The sequence below is a fragment of the Fundidesulfovibrio butyratiphilus genome, assembly GCF_054657235.1.
In genome coordinates, this window is the sequence record NZ_BAAHXA010000001.1 from 2,338,207 (window position 1) to 2,354,305 (window position 16,099).

Below are 16,099 nucleotides of genomic sequence, written 5' to 3' on the forward strand. Positions count from 1 at the left end.
ATTGAAAAAGGCCGAGGCCATCCGGCCCCGGCCGTCGATTTTAGTCCCTAGGCGACAAAGCCTTATTTACATACGGATTTCCATATTCGTATGTCTTTTCAGTGGCTGTGAACATATTGTCCATCCCTTCCGATTCTCTCTGCGCCAGTTGGTCCGCAGGGCTCTTGCCGAGCCCCGCACCAAACATTGCTGCCGCCTTTCCCGCGTTCCAGACTTCCGAGGGCTTCAGATCCTGGCCGCCGGCCACACGAGCGCCGGTGACGAGCAAGGGAACCAAGGGGTTCACCCTGGTCAGACCGCTCGGAAGCATACCGGAACCGGTATTGAACAACGCGCCCGGGATAATCAATTTGTTCAACCCGAACTGCGGCTCGAACCCTGTGTCGATTCCGGTATACAGCGTGAGCATGCCGTGCGCCCAGGTGTTGATTCCGTCGATGAGTTGTGGCCTGAACATGTCCTTGAGCTCGGCGTTCATGGTGCTGATGATCCCGTCGCGCCTTTTGTTGATGTAGTCCATGTACCAATCGCCGGCGGCCTTGATGCCCCGCCCGATCGGGCCGCCGTCCGGGCCGATCCAGGGCTTTGGCTTCGCAGGGGTCGGGTCCATGACGCTGTGGTATTCCGGGTCGGACGGACTTGCGGGCGGGTTGTAGCTCCCGGACAGAAGGGCCGTCATTTTCTCCTGGCGTTCCTGGCGCAACCGGACCGGCGACAGGGCGGGAAATTCAGGCCGGCCAGAGGGATGCCGGCCGGCGTCGAACCCTCCCCCGTAGGTCGACGAAATGTCCGGTGCATCGGATTCTCCAGTAGCCTGTTGCGCTTGCCAAATAGGCGTCCTCTGATTTGCCAGCAGGCCGCCTTTGTTGTCAATTTCATTCTGGGACATGGATTCTCCTTGTCCTATCGAAGTTCTTGGGAAGGCAGCCGCACGCCTCAAGCCACAAGACGAAAGCGTGACCGCCCCATGCCGCGAAAAGAAGCCTGGCCGGTCAGCCCTGCCCGGCGCGCTCTTCGACCATGGCGTCGACGATGTCTCGAACCTCCAGATAGACGTCGAGAAATCGAATGGGCTTGCCGTTGATCGTTTTCCAGAAGAGGTGTTCCATCTTGGACGGCCAACTCTCGGTCACGTCGAAAAGCATGTTCATCGTGGCCGCAAAGAGCGGGTCATGAGCTTCGAGCCAAGCCACCAGACGACCGGACGTGTCGCGGCGTCTCTGGGCGTGCTGAAGCCGCGCGTGATGCGAGGCCGACGGATTGACAAGATTCGAAACAACGGGCTCAATGCCAGATTCGATCAGCAGCCAGTCGAAATCCGGCTGGCCGTGAATGCCGCTGAGAAGGTCCGCGTTGTGCGGGCGGACGTGGGGCAGGCGAAATTGCTTCCTGCGGATCGGGGGGAAATGCAGCATGAGAACCTCCGTGGGTCGTGCGCCAGGGACCATGCGCACTCTCCACGAAGGAAAATTCTTTGCAATCTATATAGGGCTATCTGGGAAGAAACAAAAAGTTTTCTTCCACCTCCTTCCCGAAAATAAAGGACCAGACCGCACACCTTTGCCTGATTCCCGCTTGGGGAGAGGCGGGCCGCCTCCTCGGACGCGACCGAATGAATACGAGCGGCGCTGGGGCGTTAGCAGCCTGTTGAGAAATCCTTGCGGGCTGCGTTGCTGCGAAAAACGCAAACCCGCAACTGATGCCAACTACCCTTCGGGATTGACTTTTTCTCGCACCTTGCCAGCACGTTTTTTTGAACAGGCTGCAAGAATCGACTTTTTGGGCGGGCTGTCATGGCGACGTTACGAAAGCAAACAGGGGGGCGATTCGCTTTGAAATATCCGTGGCAAAGGGTACCATCGCGTACGAAACCATCATAAACGCCGTTCGGGCGCTGTCGTCAGGCTGGTCCAAGGCAGGTGAGGAAGAAGGACCACGACGGCTGGCGTCACCCTCCTTGCGTACGCACAAAAAGCAGCGCGGTTCCGTGATGGCGGAGCCTCGTCGTGGCAACCTGAAACATCGGAGGCACGCGTGGACACAGGAAAAATCTCGGGACGGGAACGTGTCGACAGGTCGTGGCGCTCTTTTCCCCTTTCGATTCGGCTGTCTGGCCCGCTCGCGGGCTTGGCCTTGCTGGCGGTGCTGGCGGTGACCCTTCTGTCCGCAGGAGCGGCGCAGGCCCAGACAGCAACGTCTGCGGACCTGAACAGGTGCGCGGACCTGGATCGCCGGGAGCAGGCCCTCAAGAGCCTGGAAGATCAAATGAACGCCCGCATGGCGCAGTTGAAGCAGCTCGAAGCCACGCTCACCTCCATGCTGGACGAGGCGAAGTCCATCAAGGATGCGCGCCTGGCCCACCTGATCGACGTGTATTCCAACATGAAGCCCAGGCAGGCCGGGGCGGCGCTGGAAGCCCTGGACGTTCCCACCGCGGTCAAGATCCTGGCCGGGATGAAGGGACGTCAGGCCGGGGATATCCTGTCCACTGTCTCGGCCAAGAAGGCGGCCGCCTTGTCCAACGCGTTGACCAGGCTCCAGATGGGGCCGGACCTGCCCGCCAAGCCGTAGGAGGCTGCGGCGAAGATGCGCCAGGAAAACGGTGCGACTCCAAGGCGACGCCGGAAGCCTTGCCCGTGTCGGGCGCTCAAGGAGTGCGGAGCGCGATCCGGCATGGACGGGCGGACAGGCTGCGCGTGGTTCTCGGCGTGCCGTTGGAGCGCGTGGTTTTCTCCTGGAAAAGACAGCCGGACACCGCTCACGGAGGCGGCTCTCGACGACGCGTTGCCGCACGCCTCAGGCGGTCTTGATCTTCGGGATAACCAGCAGGGCCATCGCCACCGCCGCCGCGGCGACCGTCGCGTCGAGCAGAAAGGGGGCCTGCGGTCCGAAGGCGTCCCAAAGCAGGCCCGCGACCACGCTGCCGGCCAGGGCCGTGAAACCCAGGGACATCTGGAAGATGCCCATGGCGGTCCCTTTTTTCTCCTCCGGGATCTTGTCGCGAATGAGCGCCCGTCCGACGCCGTCGGTCAACCCCATGTACAGGCCGTACAGGGGAAAGAGCCACCAGACCCCCGCCTTGTCGGCGAAGGCGAAGCCGAAATACACGGCGGCATACAGGGACCAGCCGCCTATGACCATGGGCCAGCGGCCCATGCGGTCGCTCAGAGCGCCCAAGGGATAGGCGCTCAGGGCGTAGAGCAGGTTGAAGAGCGTGTAGGCGAGAATGCACTGCACGTCGGAAAGACCCAGGTTTTTGGCCCGCAGGATGAGCAGGGTGTCGCTGGAGTTGGCGAAAGCGAAGAGCAGAAGCAGGCCCAGGGTCACCCAGAAGGCCTTGGGGAGTCCCGACCAGGGTTTTTCGCCCAAGGACGAACCGGGCCGAGAGGGAGGGGCCGCGGCCTGGACCGGCGTGGGCGACGAGACGTCGCGCAGCTTGAAGGCGAGGCGGACGGCAAGCAGTCCGGGCAGGGCGGCGATGAGGAATATGGTGCGGTATTGCCCGGGCAAAAGCGCCAGAAGCCCCGTGGCGATGAGCACGCCGATCACGGCGCCGGACGTATCCAGCATGCGGTGAAAGCCGTAGGCCTTTCCGCCATGCGATGAATCGACCGCGTCCGCGATGAGCGCGTCCCGGGCGGTGGTGCGCAGTCCTTTGCCGAGCCGGTCCAGGGATCTGGCGAAAAAGACCATGGGCCAGGAAAAGGCCAGGGCCAGAAGGGGCTTGGACACGGCCGCCATGCCGTAGCCCCAGCGGATGTACGGAACCCGGCGGCCAAGCCTGTCGGAGCTCCATCCGGAGACGCCCTTCATGACGCACACGATGGCTTCGGCAATGCCCTCGATGAGGCCCAGAATGGCCACGGGAGCGCCCAGGGCCGAAGTCAGGAACAGGGGCACGACCGGATAGATCATTTCCGACGCCACGTCGGTGAAAAAGCTGATCCAGCCGAGCTTCACCACGGCTTCGGGCAGTTTCCAGCGGTTGTGAGTGGTCGATTTCATGGCATCTCCAATATTGAATGAACATTGTGTCCCGGGCCAGCCGGCGCCGCAGCATAAAAACCACGCGCATGGCGTGGTTCGGTGGCATGACGTTTACGTGGCGCTGGACCTTCAACAACGCCTCCGCGGGGGCATCGGCGGCGGCCGGGTTTGGCTCAGTGACGGTAGCGGTTTCTCCCGGACTTCTTGGCGCTGTACAACGCGGTGTCGGCGCGAGACAACAGGGCGTCTGTGGAGTCGTTCTCCGCAAGCGAAGCCACGCCCACGCTCACGGTTTGCTGCCGTTGGCTGGAAAAAGGCGCATCCGCGACCGTGGACACTATACGCCCGGCGACCTTTGCCGCATTGTCCGTATCCGTTTCTGGGCAAATAATCAGGAACTCTTCTCCCCCCCAACGTCCCACGACATCCATGTCCCGGACGCTCGACCGGAGGATGGAGCCAAGCTCTTTCAGGACCATATCGCCGACTAGGTGCCCAAGGTCGTCGTTCACTCTCTTGAAATGGTCGACATCCACAAGCAGGACGGAGAGCGGGCGAAGGTTCCGCCCGGACCTTTTGTATTCGGAACTCAACACGTCGTTCAGCCGTGTCCTGTTGGCCAGTCCGGTCAAGGTGTCGGTTTGGGATATCTTCGCCAATTCCCTGTTGTGCCTGCGCAACTGCCAAACCCACGCGGACGCGATCATGAGAATGCCGAGAAACCCGCCGGACACTTTGTAGAGCAAGGAATAGTCCGTGATGCTTTGAATGTTGATCGAGACGTGCCTGTTTACTATGACGCCTCTATCCTGGCCGGTGATCGACTTGATGCCCCGGTTGATGATGCCGAGCAGGGGTTCTTTTTCCTTTCTCAAGCCGATTCGCAGCTTGTTCTCATACCCGGGCAATTGCCCGGATATCTTCAGGTTGAACCACCCCTCTTTCTTTATGGTATACGCCGCGACAATAAGGGAACGCAGGGTCATGTCCGCCTTGCGTTCGGAGACCATCTTCAAGGCGTCCGCTTCAGACTCCACCGTGATGACGTGAAGATTCGGGTAGGTGTCTTTCACCATCTCTTCTATAGAAGTCCCCTTGGGCAGGACCAGCGTCTCGCCAACAAGGCCTCCCGGATCGGATATGTAGTGGTGTTCTTCCCGGGTTATAAAAACATTGACGTCAGTAAAAATGGGATCGCTAAAGGAGAGCCACTCCTTCCTGCTTGGAGTCTCGTTAAGAAAGCTGAGGGCTTGGCACTTGCCGTCTTTTGACAGGGCAATGCTTTCCCCCCAGGTCTTCGTGGGGACGAGAATGAATGTGATCCCCGTTCGCTCGGAAATCAGTTTGATGAGATCAGCGGCAATGCCTTCGTACTCTCCGGACTCGTTGATTGACTCGAAGGGAATCCAGTCGGGATCGACGCAAAGCGTCACAACGCCATCCCTTTCGACATAATATCTCTCAAGGTCGGTAAGCGGCGCTTTTTGCCCGGCGCAACACTCCCTCCCGGCGAGAAGGAAAAAAATAATGAGCAGCGCCGCTCCTGTTTTCGCTGACATCCGCTTGTCCTCTGCGCTTCAGGTATGAAACGGCACTGGACACCCCCCCGGCCGGAAGCCGAGGGGCCGATGGATCCCGTCGCGGAACGCACCGAGGCCGGGAGGCGCTGCCCCGTTCCCGGGGGAGGCCTCGGGGACGGACCCGTCTGTCCCAAGCAGGCGAGCGTCCGCGGGGGCACGCGAAGCAAGCTGAGGAAGCCGCGCCGGGCAGGCCGACGCCACCGGGCCCCGCCGCGTTCTCCGGTTGTATCCGCTCCGCAACCCGCGCCAGCGTTCGTTCAAGAAAATGATGGCGAACTCCTTTGCATTGATCGGCAAAAATCATCTAAATTTACAATAAATTGCACCAGAAGCATTCAAATGTCCAATTCTACGCCCCGGAAAACGCGTAAAAGGTGGAACGGCTCGCGGCAAGTTGGACACCCGGCCAACCCGTGGTCCGCTCCCGGCCTGTAGGACAAGCCGCGCTGGCCGCGTTGCTGCGCGTTGTTTTGAACAGACTGCGCGACGGGGCTTTTTCAACGGTCCGCTCCGCACACGCGGGGTGTGCGATATCCAGGTGACGCAAGATTTCAGGAGCGTCTGCGTTTTCCCGAGGGATTGCCGGACGACCGGCGTCTTGACCCGCATCCTCGCGCCTGCGCAATCGTCCGGCGTGGCGTCGCCGCGTGGCAGCGCTCGTCAGGATGTTTCCCGGTCGGTTTCGAAGGGCAGTTCCAGGCGGAACAGGCTGCCGACCTTGGGCGTGCTTTCCACCGTGATCCGACCTCCGTGCAGCGTGGCCAATTCCCGCGCGATGCTGAGGCCAAGGCCGGCTCCGCCGAATTCCTTGCTCAAGAAATCCTCGGCGATCACGAAGCTGCGGAAAATCTCGGACAATTTTTCCTGGGCGATCCCTATCCCGGTGTCGCGTACGCCAAAACGAATCCACTGGATTCCGGTCTGGCGTTCGTCGGAAGGGGGGCGGGCGTTGTCCGGTGTGTCCATCAGCGACGCCTCCAGGACCACTTCGCCCGCGCTTGTGAAGGTGATCGCGTTGTTCAGGAGGTTGACCAGGGCCTGGAGAAACACCGCCTTGTCGCCGACGACCGCGTGCGGCAGATTCGGTTGGATGTCGGTGCGCAAGGTGAGGCGCTTGGCCGCCGCCTTGCGCGAAAACAGGTGCGCAAGACGATGCAGGGTTTCAGGCAGGTCATACCGTTGGGGCGTCAGAACAAGCTTGCCGGCGTCCAGTTGGGACAATTCCAGCAGGGCGGTCAAAAGCGTCAGCAGCCGGGCGGCGGATTTGTTGATGTAGGAAGCGAACTCCAACTGCTCGTCGTCAAGACCGCTTTCGGTGAGCAGCGCGATCATGCCGTAAATGCCGTTGAGCGGCGTGCGCAACTCGTGGCTCATGTTGGCCAGAAACGCGGTCTTGGCCTGATTGGCCTTTTCGGCCTCCTCCTTGGCCCGCTGCAGGTCGGCGGTGCGCGCGGCGACCATGATTTCCAGGATTTGCTGTTGCCGGTGCAGCTTGAGGTGGGCCATGACCCGAGCCGCCACCACCGACGGCTTGAACGGCTTGGTGATGTAGTCCGACGCCCCGAGTCGCAGGCCCATTTCCTCGTCCTCACCGGCGTTGAGGGCCGTGACGAAAACGATGGGCGTATCCTTGCGGCGAGGGTCCCGCTTGATGCGCCGGCAGACATCGTAGCCGTCGAGGTCCGGCATTAGGACGTCGAGGAGGATGAGGTCCACGTCCAGGTCGGTCTGCAGCAGCGCGAGCGCGTCGAGCCCGCCCCGGGCGATGCTCACGTCGTGTTCCGCGCGCAGGATTTCGCTGAGCATCATGAGGTTGTGTTCTTCGTCGTCCACAACAAGAACCCGAAACTGCTTCTCTGGCATGTCGCGTCTCCCTACGGATGTTCCTCGTCCCTTGCCGGGGCAAGGGCTTGGCGTTCGACGTCGAAGTCGGCGAAGGCCAGGGATATTTCTCGTACCCGCTCCGCATGGGCGAGAAAAATATCCACGATGGTCGGATCGAAATGCGTTCCCCGGCCCTGAGCGATGATTCCCAGGGCCTGGGGGTGCGGAAGGAGCATCTTGTAGACGCGTTTGCTGATCAACGCGTCGTAGACGTCCACCACGGCCATGATGCGTCCGGCCACGGGAATGTCCTCGCCGACGAGCCCCTGGGGGTAGCCCGCGCCGTCGCTCCGAGAGAAGGCGTTTTCAGGCGTTACGCGCATCGTCTCCCCCGGGGGCGTGTGCGGCAAGGCGTTCCCGCAGCTTGAAGGTGTCGGTTTTGGCCGCGGTGAAGTTGAATTTCCGCAGGGACTGCGAAACCGCCTCGACAAGCTCCGGAGCGATCCGACGGCTCCCCGGAGCCAAAGTTTCGAATACGTCCAGGGCCTTGGTGTCGTTTTGGGCCAAAAGGGCCAGCAGCGCATCCACCAGGTCGATCAGCGCGTCCGCCGAGAGCGCGTTGCCCGCGCCGGGTTCGGGCTGGGGTTGGGCGGAAGCCTCCAGGTGGGCCGCGATGGCCTCCTGCGTGGTGGCCAATTCCCGGCCGAGCCGACCGATCAGCACGGCGCAGTGATTCGGCCTGTCGACGATGCAGGTCTCGACTTCCGCGCTGGTCGCGTAAAGGGCCATGGCCCCGATGTTGCCGGCCACGCCCTTGAGGGTGTGGGCCAGCCGGCGCGCCCCCGTGGTATCGCCCTCGGTCAGGCGTTCGGTGATCGTCGTGGCGATCTCGCTGAATTTTTCGGGAAACTCGCTCAGCAGCTTGCGGTACAAGGCGTGGTTGCCGCGAATGCGCGAAAGGCCCAGACGCGTGTCGAGGTACGGCATTTCCGGCGTTGCCTCTGGGGCGGGGACGTGCGGTTCTTCCGCTTCCTCCCGGGCGGGCGGAACAGGTTCCGCGCCTCGCGGCAGCAGCCAGCGGGCCAGGGTGGTGTAGAGCTCCCCGGGGTTTATGGGCTTGCCGATGTGGTCGTTCATGCCCGCCTGCAGGCTTTCCTTGCGGTCCTGCTCCATGGCGTGGGCGGTCATGGCGATGATCGGCAAAGCGGCGAAGCGTGGGTTTTCGCGGATGCGGCGCGTGGCTTCCAGGCCGTCCATCACGGGCATCTGCACGTCCATGAGCACGGCCGCGAAGGGCTCCGTCTCAAGCATGTCCAGGGCCTTGGCGCCGTCGTCGGCCACCGCCACGCTCAGCCCGGCTCCGTCCAGCAGCTCGAGCGCGACCTGTTGGTTTATTTCGTTGTCTTCCACCAGCAGTATCCGGGCGCCGCGAACCGCAAAGAGCCGTTCGGCTTCGTCCGCAAACGCGTCGTCTGGGCGGGGCGTGCAGGGCTGGGCCTTGGAGGCGAGGCCCACCGCGGAGGCTATGGCGTTGAAAAGCACGGAGCGCCCCACGGGCTTGAGCAGAAAGCCGTCCACGCCGACGTTTTCGGCGTCGCGTCGCACCTCCTCGCGCCCAAAGGCCGTGACCATGATTATGGCCGGCCGGCGCGACAGCGGCATGGACCGTATGTGTCTGGCGCAGGTTGCGCCGTCCATGCCCGGCATCTTCCAGTCGAGCAGCACGATCCTGATGTCCGTTTCCCCCTGTTCAAGCACGCGCAAGGCCGCCGCGCCGCTTTCCGCCGTGGTCACGGTGAACCGCATCGACAGCAAAAGGTCCTTGAGAATCTGGCGCGAGGTGATGTTGTCGTCTACCACCAGCACCCCCATGCCGGCCAGGTTTTCCGTATTTTCCTGGCAGAGGGGCGTTGCCTTCGGGGACAGCGGGAATTCCAGGCTGTAGAAGAATTCGCTCCCCTGCCCGGCGACGCTTTGCACTTCGAGGGTGCCGCCCATGAGCTCCACCAGCCGGAAGCAGATGCTCAGCCCCAGGCCCGTGCCGCCGTAGCGTCGGGAAATCGATTCATCGGCCTGGGAAAAGGGGCTGAAGAGGTGCTCCTTCTGCTCCGGCGTCAGGCCTATGCCCGTGTCGCGCACGGCGAGGCGCAGCCGCACGCTCTCTTCCTTGGCCTCCTCCAGGGACACCGCCAGAAGCACCTCGCCGGAATCGGTGAACTTGATCGCGTTGCCGACAAGATTGAGCAGCACTTGGCCCAGGCGCAACGGGTCGCCCACCAGCCCGGAAGGCACGTCGCCGCCCACGGACAGCAGTAATTCCAGATGTTTTTCCTCGGCCCCGGGCCCCATGATGTCGACCACGTTTCCGAGGACGGCATCCAGATCGAAGGGAATACGCTCGATGGAGAACCGGCCGGCCTCGATCTTGGAATAGTCCAGAATGTCGTTGATCACCGCGAGCAGGGAGTCCGCGGAGACGCGGATCTTGTTGACGTAGTCCGCCTGCTTGGCCGTCAGTTCGGTTTTGAGCGCCAGATAGGCCATGCCGATGACGGCGTTCAGGGGCGTGCGGATCTCGTGGCTCATGCGGGCCAGAAATTCGCTTTTGGCCTGGTTGGCCCGAACCGCCTCCCGCCGCGCGTCGTCAAGCAGGCGCTGGGCGTTCTTGCGCTCGGTTACGTCGCGGGCCACGCCCCGGCGGCCGATGGCGAACCCGTTCTCGTCCAGCATGGGCACGCTGTTGATTTCGAGTTCCTTCTGGATTTTCGACTCGCCGGAACACGACATCTCCCAGGTCAACGGGGAGTTGCCGTCCGGCGCGTCGCCCGCCGGGGGAAGGAACGGGCATACCGACATCCCCACCAGCCGTTCCGGCGGGAGCCCGAGCAGGCTTGTCGAGCGGGGGCTCGCGTAGGTGAAGACCCCGGTCGTGTCCGTTTCCCATATCAAATCCGGCGAGGTCTCGACCAGGCCGCGAAAGCGCGCCTCGCTCGCGCGCAGAGCCCTTTCGGCCGCCTGGCGCTCCAGCATGCGGCTGGCGTGCAGATGGGCCCCGAGCGCGGACAGCAGCAGAATCAGGCTCACCCCGGTGCAGTACAGGGGCCACTGCTTCCAGCGCACCCGGGACAGAACGGCGTTCGGCGTCAGGGACACGACCTTCCAGGTCTGCCGGAACGCGGGCGGGACCGAACCCCGGTGGTGATTGCCCCCCGGCAGCTTGTCCGGCGTGAGGTCTATGGTGGCGAAAGTGTACAGGCCGTCCGGCCCCGTCACCTGCCCCGCGGGCGTGGAGCTGATGCTCCGCCAGAGGTCCGGGTGCAGGGCGGCGAAGGTCTGTCCGCCCCGTTCAGGGAACATGAAAGCCCAATCGTGTTCGTCGCCGCCATCGAGCCAATAGCCGTCGGCGTTGAGCAGCATCACGGTCTGGTCCGCAAACTCCAGCCGGTTGTGCAGCGTTTTGAGGAGCACGTCGCCCAGGTAGTTGAGAACCAAGACGGCGACGACCTCGCCCGAGTCGTTGCGCAGCGGCGTGGCCACGCGCAACATGGGTTTGTGCGGGATTTCCAGTTGCCCGTACTCGATATTGAGATCCAGGGGCGAGGTATAGATTCCACCGGGAGGAAGGTCGACGGAGTCGACAAAGTAGTACCGATCGGCCTTGGACTGAAGCTCCGCCGGAGGAACCGCCCAGGCGCGTCCATCCTTGGAGTTGATGCGCAGCATCTCTTGGCCTTGTTTGCTGAGCAATCGAATTTGGTCGTACTGGTGGTTGTCCTCGCTGAATTTGAGATAGGATTTTTTCACCTCCTCCAGGGCGCCGGGCGTGTCCTTTTTCAAGAAGCCGATCAGGCTGCGCCTGTGCATCAGGTCATAGAGATCCTTGAAGACTGTGCTTATTTCGAGGGAAACGAGGTTGGTGACAAATTCGAGTTTGACCCGCTCGATGTCGGTGAGCAACCTGACTCTATTCGAGGCGTCGATGTATGCGACAAATGATATTATAGAAACCAATATCAAAGACAGCGGAAAGAAGCGCACCAAAAATGGTCTGAAATTCCTTCGCGTTGTTCCCATTGTGACCTGCCTCCAGATTGGGAATTTCTGCCACGCGGCAGTCGTTTTCTCCCTTCCTTCCAGCCAGTCGACACAAAGCATGAGGGATACTGTTTCTTTTATAGGAGAATTAAGGAGCAACTACAACCGTATTGGTTGAATTGTTTGCATATTTTACGATTCGTAATTTGTATGCAGGGTTGGAGCGCGGCATGGGCTGCGTGGCCCAGGCTTTTTCGGGTGGTAGTCCTCAATGGAAAATAGAGTATTCCATACAGCTATGACGCGCTCTGACCTCCGAGAGGGGCAGACGAGCGGCTAGCAGCCTGTTAATCCTTGCTGGCTGCGTTGCTGCGAAAAACGCAACCCCTCAACGGATGCCAACTCCTCATCAGACTTGACTTTTTTGCGCGCCTTGCCAGCACGTTTTTTTGAACAGGCTGCACGAATCGTGCTTTTTGGGCGGGCTGCTAGGCGGCGGTCGGCAAGGCGGGCTGCATGAACCAAGCGCCGGCCGGAAAGCCCGGACCGCTCATGCGCGGGGAGGATGCGTGCTGCGAAGCGACGCCCCCAGTGGGGGCCTTGTAACAGGTTGCTCCGTGCTCACGCGTCCGTGTCGTCGCCACCGCACGGTTTCGCGCGTTGCGTCGCCGGGTCGCAGGGAGGGAAAGAAACGTCCACGGTGACGCCCTGTTCCGTGTCCGTGTACTCCGCCTTGAGGTTCAGGTCGGCCACGGCTGCCGGCAACCAGCGGGGAACGTGATCGCATACGATCTCCAGCCTTGCGAACCGGCTGCCTTCCAGGATGGGGACCAGCACCATCCTGGAATTGAGCCTTGGGTCCTTGTCCAGGGCGCTTGCCAGGTCGATGCGGTAATGGCCTTCGCCCACCCGGTCGATCGCCGGGCAGGACACGGTTTCCTCCGGGGGCCGTGTCCGCTTGAGGCGCGGTCCGCCCCCCCGGCCTCCCTGGCATGCGCAACCCCATCCCTCCTCCAGGCGGACCGGCGGAGGAGGGGCGGCGGTCCGTTCGGCCTCCTTGGCCGCGACGAAGTCCAACTGGTCGCGGAGCGGGCCTTCGGACTTCCAGATATGGAAGCCGAAGTCCTCCTGCAGGATGGCGGGAACAAACCCCCGCGCTTCCGACGACAAAAAGACCGAGCATCCCTCCAACTGGGCGGCCGCCGCCCGTACGCTCGCCTTGGCCTCGGCCAGGCCCATGTCGGGGCGGATCGCGAAAGCGATCTCCCTGACCGCCGCCCAGGCCCCGTCCGCGTTGTCGTAGAGAAGCAGGCGGCCGACTTCGTACACCGAGGCCACCCGTTCCTGGTCATCGACAGAGGTTGCGATGCGCATGTTCCCGCCTTCTCGTTGCGCGGCAAAGCGCCGCGGTTTTCTCGTCCGCACGTCCCGACCGCTTTCCGCGCGCACGCGCGGCTGGCCTCGCGCGACAACTGGCCGCAAGAGTCGACGGTTGCAACGGCCGGTTACACCCCGTGCTTTTTCCCCTTGATGGATTCGATGTTGATTTTCACGACCAGCACGCGTTGCACTTCCGCGCTGGCGTACTCGAACTTCTGGTCCGTGAACTTCGCCACGATCATGTCCAGCACGTCGGTCTTGGCGTCCGTATCTTCAACAAACGACGCCCGGCCAAGGCCGATAACCGTGCGGTGCCTGGCTTCGAAGTCGCAGGCCTTGCCGCTTTCCACCACCGCGTGGTCCAGGGTGATCTCGAAGCAGGCCAGGGGGTTTCGCTTGAGGATTGCTATTTTCGCCCCGGCCCGGGCGGAGTGAAAGTAGATCGCCGCGCCGTCGTAGGCGTAGAACACCGGAACCACGAAGGGAACGTTGCCGTCGGCCAGGGCCAGGTGCATCACCTTGCCCTCCCGGAGGATCGCTTCGATCTCCGCCAGGTCGACAATCTCGCGTTCCTTGCGCCGCATCCGGCCATGGGGGCCGTTCAATCCCTGGTTCACATGTGCTCCTTTATTGCTTTGGCGCCCCGAAAGACCTCGGGGTCGCCGCTGACGTCGCGAAACCGCAAGGGAGTCCAGAGGGCGCGAGCCCTTTGGCCGCCGGGGCTTGCGAAACGATGCCTTGCGCAGGGTGTTCGTGCTTGCGCATTTCGGGTACACCCTGCGATTCTCCTGTATTCTCTCCGACGCTCCCGCCGATTCCCTGGACGCCCACGCAAATCAGCCCGTGGTCAGCCCGCCGCACGAGGCACAGGAATCGTTGGCGTCGAGGGAGAGCAGACGCGGCCTTATCGGAACCGGATAGGACGCCGCGCGCGATTCCATGGCCGCCAGCTCGGCCACGTGGTCCCGGGGCAGGCCGCGCCGGCGCGCCGCTTCCAGGATGAATTCCAGGTATTCCCGGCTGGGCAGGGTGGCCTGGCCCAGGATGTCCTTTTTGTAGAGCAGCACCTTGTGCGTGACGCCGTTCGTGTCCGTCACCTCCGCAGGCCAGTGGAAGAACGGCCCGGAGCCGTCCAGGCGGGCGTCATGCCAGGCGTCCAGGCGCTGGGCGTCGCGGGGGCCGAGTGCATGGATGACTCCCCACACCTCGCGCCCGGGGCAGGGGACCACGGTTTCCAGCGCGCCGTCCCAGAGCGGGGTGTAGCCGTGGAAGGCCATGCGGTGGTTGGCCAGCCTGGCGATTCCCACCACCACGGGGTTGGAGCAGATGGAGCGGATCTGGTTCTCGTGCATGTCGGATCCGTAGACAAAGGTGCCAAGTTCCGCCGGCGTGGCGGTAAATCCCCGCGAGGGCGCCGTGTTGGCGTCGGTGGGGCGTGGGGCGGGCATGGTCGACCTCCTGTGTTGGCGTGGACCCCGGGCCGTCCCGGGCCGGCGGCCGGGACGCCCCGGGGCGTCTCCCCGGGATCACCACATCATGAGGCTCCACTCCCGGACTCTCTTGTATTCCATGTCCGTGAACAGGACGTTGGCCATCTGCTCGGCCAGCCAGATGGCTCCGGCGTAGCCCACAATGGGATGGCGATGCATGCCGGCGCGGTCGTAGGTGGGAAACCCCACCCGGAACATGGGGATGTTGTGGTCGAGGGAGAGAAACCGGCCCTTGGAGTGGCCAAGGAGCAGGTCCAGCTCCAGCCCGCCGTTCTTTATCCTGTTTTCCAGCTCCCAGAAGTCGGCGTTGGTGACGATCTCCATGTCCCAATCCACGTTTTCCTGAAGCGCCTTGACGCGCGGGTCTTTGACGTAGTTGGGGTTGTCGTCGCCAAGCAACAGGATCTTGGGCTGCATTTCCAGGTCGATGCAGAACTCCGCGAGACCGATCACCATGTCGGGATTGCCGAAGATGCCCACGCGCTTGTCCGCGAAGAACATGTGCGTCAGATCGGTGAGGGCGTCTATGGCGATGCCGCGTTCGCGAACCAGCGATTCCGGGATGGGCTTGCCGGTCAGCTTCTTGAGGTTCGCCAGGAACGTGTCGGTGTTGCGGATGCCGATGGGCGTCGGACCGATCACGGTGGGGATGTCGAACTCTTTTTCCAGGTACTGCGCCGCCTTGCCGCCCTCGTAGCGGTTGAGCGCGATGGTGCCCAGGGCGTCGCCCGTGCCCCGCAGGTCCGCGATGGTGGTTTCGCCGTGGGAGACGTGGTTGCCCTCGGGCATGATGGGCGAGTCGAACGTCTCGATTTCGAAGAGCACGGTGGCGTCGATGTCCATTGCCTGGAGCAGGTGCTTGATGGCCGTGACATCTCCGGGATTGACCCAGCCGGTGAACACGTTGAGCTTGCCGCTTGGCTGCGTGCGCCGAGCGAAATAGCTGACAATGTCGCGCATGGCCACGTCGTAGCCGGTGACCATGCTGCCCACGAAACTGGGCGTGTGAATGGGGATCAGGTGTACCTCGCGGTCCGGGTACTTGTCCTTTAGCAGACCCTCGTTGAGCTTGGTGACCACGCCGTCGATGTCGTCGCCGATGACCTCTGTGGAGCAGGTGGAGATGATGGGAACGACCTTGACGTGGGGGTAGCGCATGAGCAGCACGTCCACGGCCTGCTCCACTCGTCCGCAGGCCCCGAAGACCGCTCCGTCCTCGTGCACCGAGGACGAGGCCAGCTCGAAGCTCTCCTTGAAGTGCTGGGAGAAGAGCAAACGCACGAACATGACGCACCCCTGGCCGCCGTGCACGATGCCGATGCACTCCTTGATGCCGATGCTGACGAACTGCGCCCCCGCCGGCTGGCAGGTGAAGATGGGATTTATGATCCCCGGGCGCGAGCGTTCCATGAGTTCGCAAGTCATAAGGGTGTTCCTTCTAGTAGTGCTGATCCGTGAGTTCCTGGTTGAGCGAACCGTCTATGGTCAGGTAGTCCATGCGCTCGTGCAGGCCTTGCATCATGGCCGCGATCTCTTCTTTGGGCAGGGATTTCAGCCAGGGGTATCTTTCCCGGAACCCCTCGGCCAGGAGCACGGCGTCCACCCAGTAGCAGCGGTCGGCCGGCGTTTCGAGGCTCACCTTCTCGTCGCAGAGGATCTGGCGTGTTTTCGTGAGCACGCCTTCGTTCTGGTCGCGCCTGTCCCAGGCCCTGGAGTGGAACTGCCACAGGCACTTTTTCATGATGTAGTCGACAAGCAGTTCGATGCGTTCCTTGCGCGGTTCTTCCATGGCGTCCTCCCTGG

At 62.6% G+C, this 16,099-nt stretch carries 13 protein-coding genes; 1 reads left to right on the forward strand and 12 read right to left on the reverse strand.

What is annotated here, in order from left to right:
* Nucleotides 1–40 precede the first annotated feature (40 nt).
* Nucleotides 41–889, reverse strand: a complete 849-nt coding sequence (locus ACYQ01_RS10650; RefSeq protein WP_459933819.1) for a hypothetical protein — start codon at nucleotides 887–889, stop codon at nucleotides 41–43.
* 103 nt (nucleotides 890–992) lie between these two features.
* The gene (locus ACYQ01_RS10655) at nucleotides 993–1,415 is read right to left on the reverse strand and encodes a hypothetical protein (RefSeq protein WP_459933820.1); all 423 of its coding nucleotides are present in this window, start codon (nucleotides 1,413–1,415) and stop codon (nucleotides 993–995) included.
* A gap of 619 nt (nucleotides 1,416–2,034) precedes the next feature.
* On the opposite strand from ACYQ01_RS10655, the gene ACYQ01_RS10660 reads away from it, so the two are divergent.
* Nucleotides 2,035–2,571: a MotE family protein gene (locus ACYQ01_RS10660; RefSeq protein ID WP_459933821.1), complete on the forward strand. Its 537-nt coding sequence runs from the start codon at nucleotides 2,035–2,037 to the stop codon at nucleotides 2,569–2,571.
* A 225-nt stretch (nucleotides 2,572–2,796) separates the two neighbouring features.
* On the opposite strand, the gene ACYQ01_RS10665 is transcribed toward ACYQ01_RS10660, so the two are convergent.
* From ACYQ01_RS10665 to anfG, 10 genes are all read right to left on the reverse strand, one after another.
* Nucleotides 2,797–4,005, reverse strand: a complete 1,209-nt coding sequence (locus ACYQ01_RS10665) for an MFS transporter (protein ID WP_459933822.1) — start codon at nucleotides 4,003–4,005, stop codon at nucleotides 2,797–2,799.
* A 155-nt stretch (nucleotides 4,006–4,160) separates the two neighbouring features.
* Nucleotides 4,161–5,546, reverse strand: a complete 1,386-nt coding sequence (locus tag ACYQ01_RS10670) for a diguanylate cyclase (protein ID WP_459933823.1) — start codon at nucleotides 5,544–5,546, stop codon at nucleotides 4,161–4,163.
* 681 nt (nucleotides 5,547–6,227) lie between these two features.
* A complete protein-coding gene (locus tag ACYQ01_RS10675; RefSeq protein ID WP_459933824.1) occupies nucleotides 6,228–7,430 on the reverse strand; it encodes a hybrid sensor histidine kinase/response regulator in 1,203 nt (400 codons plus the stop codon).
* A gap of 11 nt (nucleotides 7,431–7,441) precedes the next feature.
* On the reverse strand, nucleotides 7,442–7,774 hold the full coding sequence (locus ACYQ01_RS10680) for an HD-GYP domain-containing protein (RefSeq protein ID WP_459933825.1): 333 nt from the start codon (nucleotides 7,772–7,774) through the stop codon (nucleotides 7,442–7,444).
* Entirely contained in the window at nucleotides 7,758–11,348 is a 3,591-nt protein-coding gene (locus ACYQ01_RS10685) for a response regulator (protein ID WP_459933826.1), read from the reverse strand. The genes ACYQ01_RS10680 and ACYQ01_RS10685 overlap by 17 nt, the downstream gene beginning before the upstream one ends.
* 699 nt (nucleotides 11,349–12,047) lie before the next feature.
* On the reverse strand, nucleotides 12,048–12,800 hold the full coding sequence (gene anfO, locus ACYQ01_RS10690; protein WP_459933827.1) for a Fe-only nitrogenase accessory protein AnfO: 753 nt from the start codon (nucleotides 12,798–12,800) through the stop codon (nucleotides 12,048–12,050).
* Between the two features lie 131 nt (nucleotides 12,801–12,931).
* Complete coding sequence (locus ACYQ01_RS10695; RefSeq protein ID WP_459933828.1) at nucleotides 12,932–13,423, reverse strand: pyridoxamine 5'-phosphate oxidase family protein; 492 nt, start codon at nucleotides 13,421–13,423, stop codon at nucleotides 12,932–12,934.
* A gap of 219 nt (nucleotides 13,424–13,642) precedes the next feature.
* Nucleotides 13,643–14,254: a gamma-glutamylcyclotransferase family protein gene (locus ACYQ01_RS10700; protein WP_459933829.1), complete on the reverse strand. Its 612-nt coding sequence runs from the start codon at nucleotides 14,252–14,254 to the stop codon at nucleotides 13,643–13,645.
* A gap of 78 nt (nucleotides 14,255–14,332) precedes the next feature.
* Nucleotides 14,333–15,721 (reverse strand): Fe-only nitrogenase subunit beta, encoded by a 1,389-nt coding sequence (gene anfK / locus ACYQ01_RS10705; RefSeq protein WP_459933830.1) that lies wholly within the window; start codon nucleotides 15,719–15,721, stop codon nucleotides 14,333–14,335.
* Between the two features lie 13 nt (nucleotides 15,722–15,734).
* On the reverse strand, nucleotides 15,735–16,085 hold the full coding sequence (gene anfG / locus ACYQ01_RS10710; protein WP_459933831.1) for a Fe-only nitrogenase subunit delta: 351 nt from the start codon (nucleotides 16,083–16,085) through the stop codon (nucleotides 15,735–15,737).
* Between the last annotated feature and the right edge of the window lie 14 nt (nucleotides 16,086–16,099).

Excerpts from the sequence above, each read along its gene's own strand:
- anfO (WP_459933827.1), bottom strand. The coding sequence starts at position 12,800 with ATGCGCATCGCAACCTCTGTCGATGACCAGGAACGGGTGGCCTCGGTG.
- anfG (WP_459933831.1), bottom strand. The coding sequence starts at position 16,085 with ATGGAAGAACCGCGCAAGGAACGCATCGAACTGCTTGTCGACTACATC.
- ACYQ01_RS10655 (WP_459933820.1), bottom strand. The coding sequence starts at position 1,415 with ATGCTGCATTTCCCCCCGATCCGCAGGAAGCAATTTCGCCTGCCCCAC.
- ACYQ01_RS10670 (WP_459933823.1), bottom strand. The coding sequence starts at position 5,546 with ATGTCAGCGAAAACAGGAGCGGCGCTGCTCATTATTTTTTTCCTTCTC.
- ACYQ01_RS10680 (WP_459933825.1), bottom strand. The coding sequence starts at position 7,774 with ATGCGCGTAACGCCTGAAAACGCCTTCTCTCGGAGCGACGGCGCGGGC.
- ACYQ01_RS10665 (WP_459933822.1), bottom strand. The coding sequence starts at position 4,005 with ATGAAATCGACCACTCACAACCGCTGGAAACTGCCCGAAGCCGTGGTG.
- ACYQ01_RS10700 (WP_459933829.1), bottom strand. The coding sequence starts at position 14,254 with ATGCCCGCCCCACGCCCCACCGACGCCAACACGGCGCCCTCGCGGGGA.
- ACYQ01_RS10650 (WP_459933819.1), bottom strand. The coding sequence starts at position 889 with ATGTCCCAGAATGAAATTGACAACAAAGGCGGCCTGCTGGCAAATCAG.
- anfK (WP_459933830.1), bottom strand. The coding sequence starts at position 15,721 with ATGACTTGCGAACTCATGGAACGCTCGCGCCCGGGGATCATAAATCCC.
- ACYQ01_RS10675 (WP_459933824.1), bottom strand. The coding sequence starts at position 7,430 with ATGCCAGAGAAGCAGTTTCGGGTTCTTGTTGTGGACGACGAAGAACAC.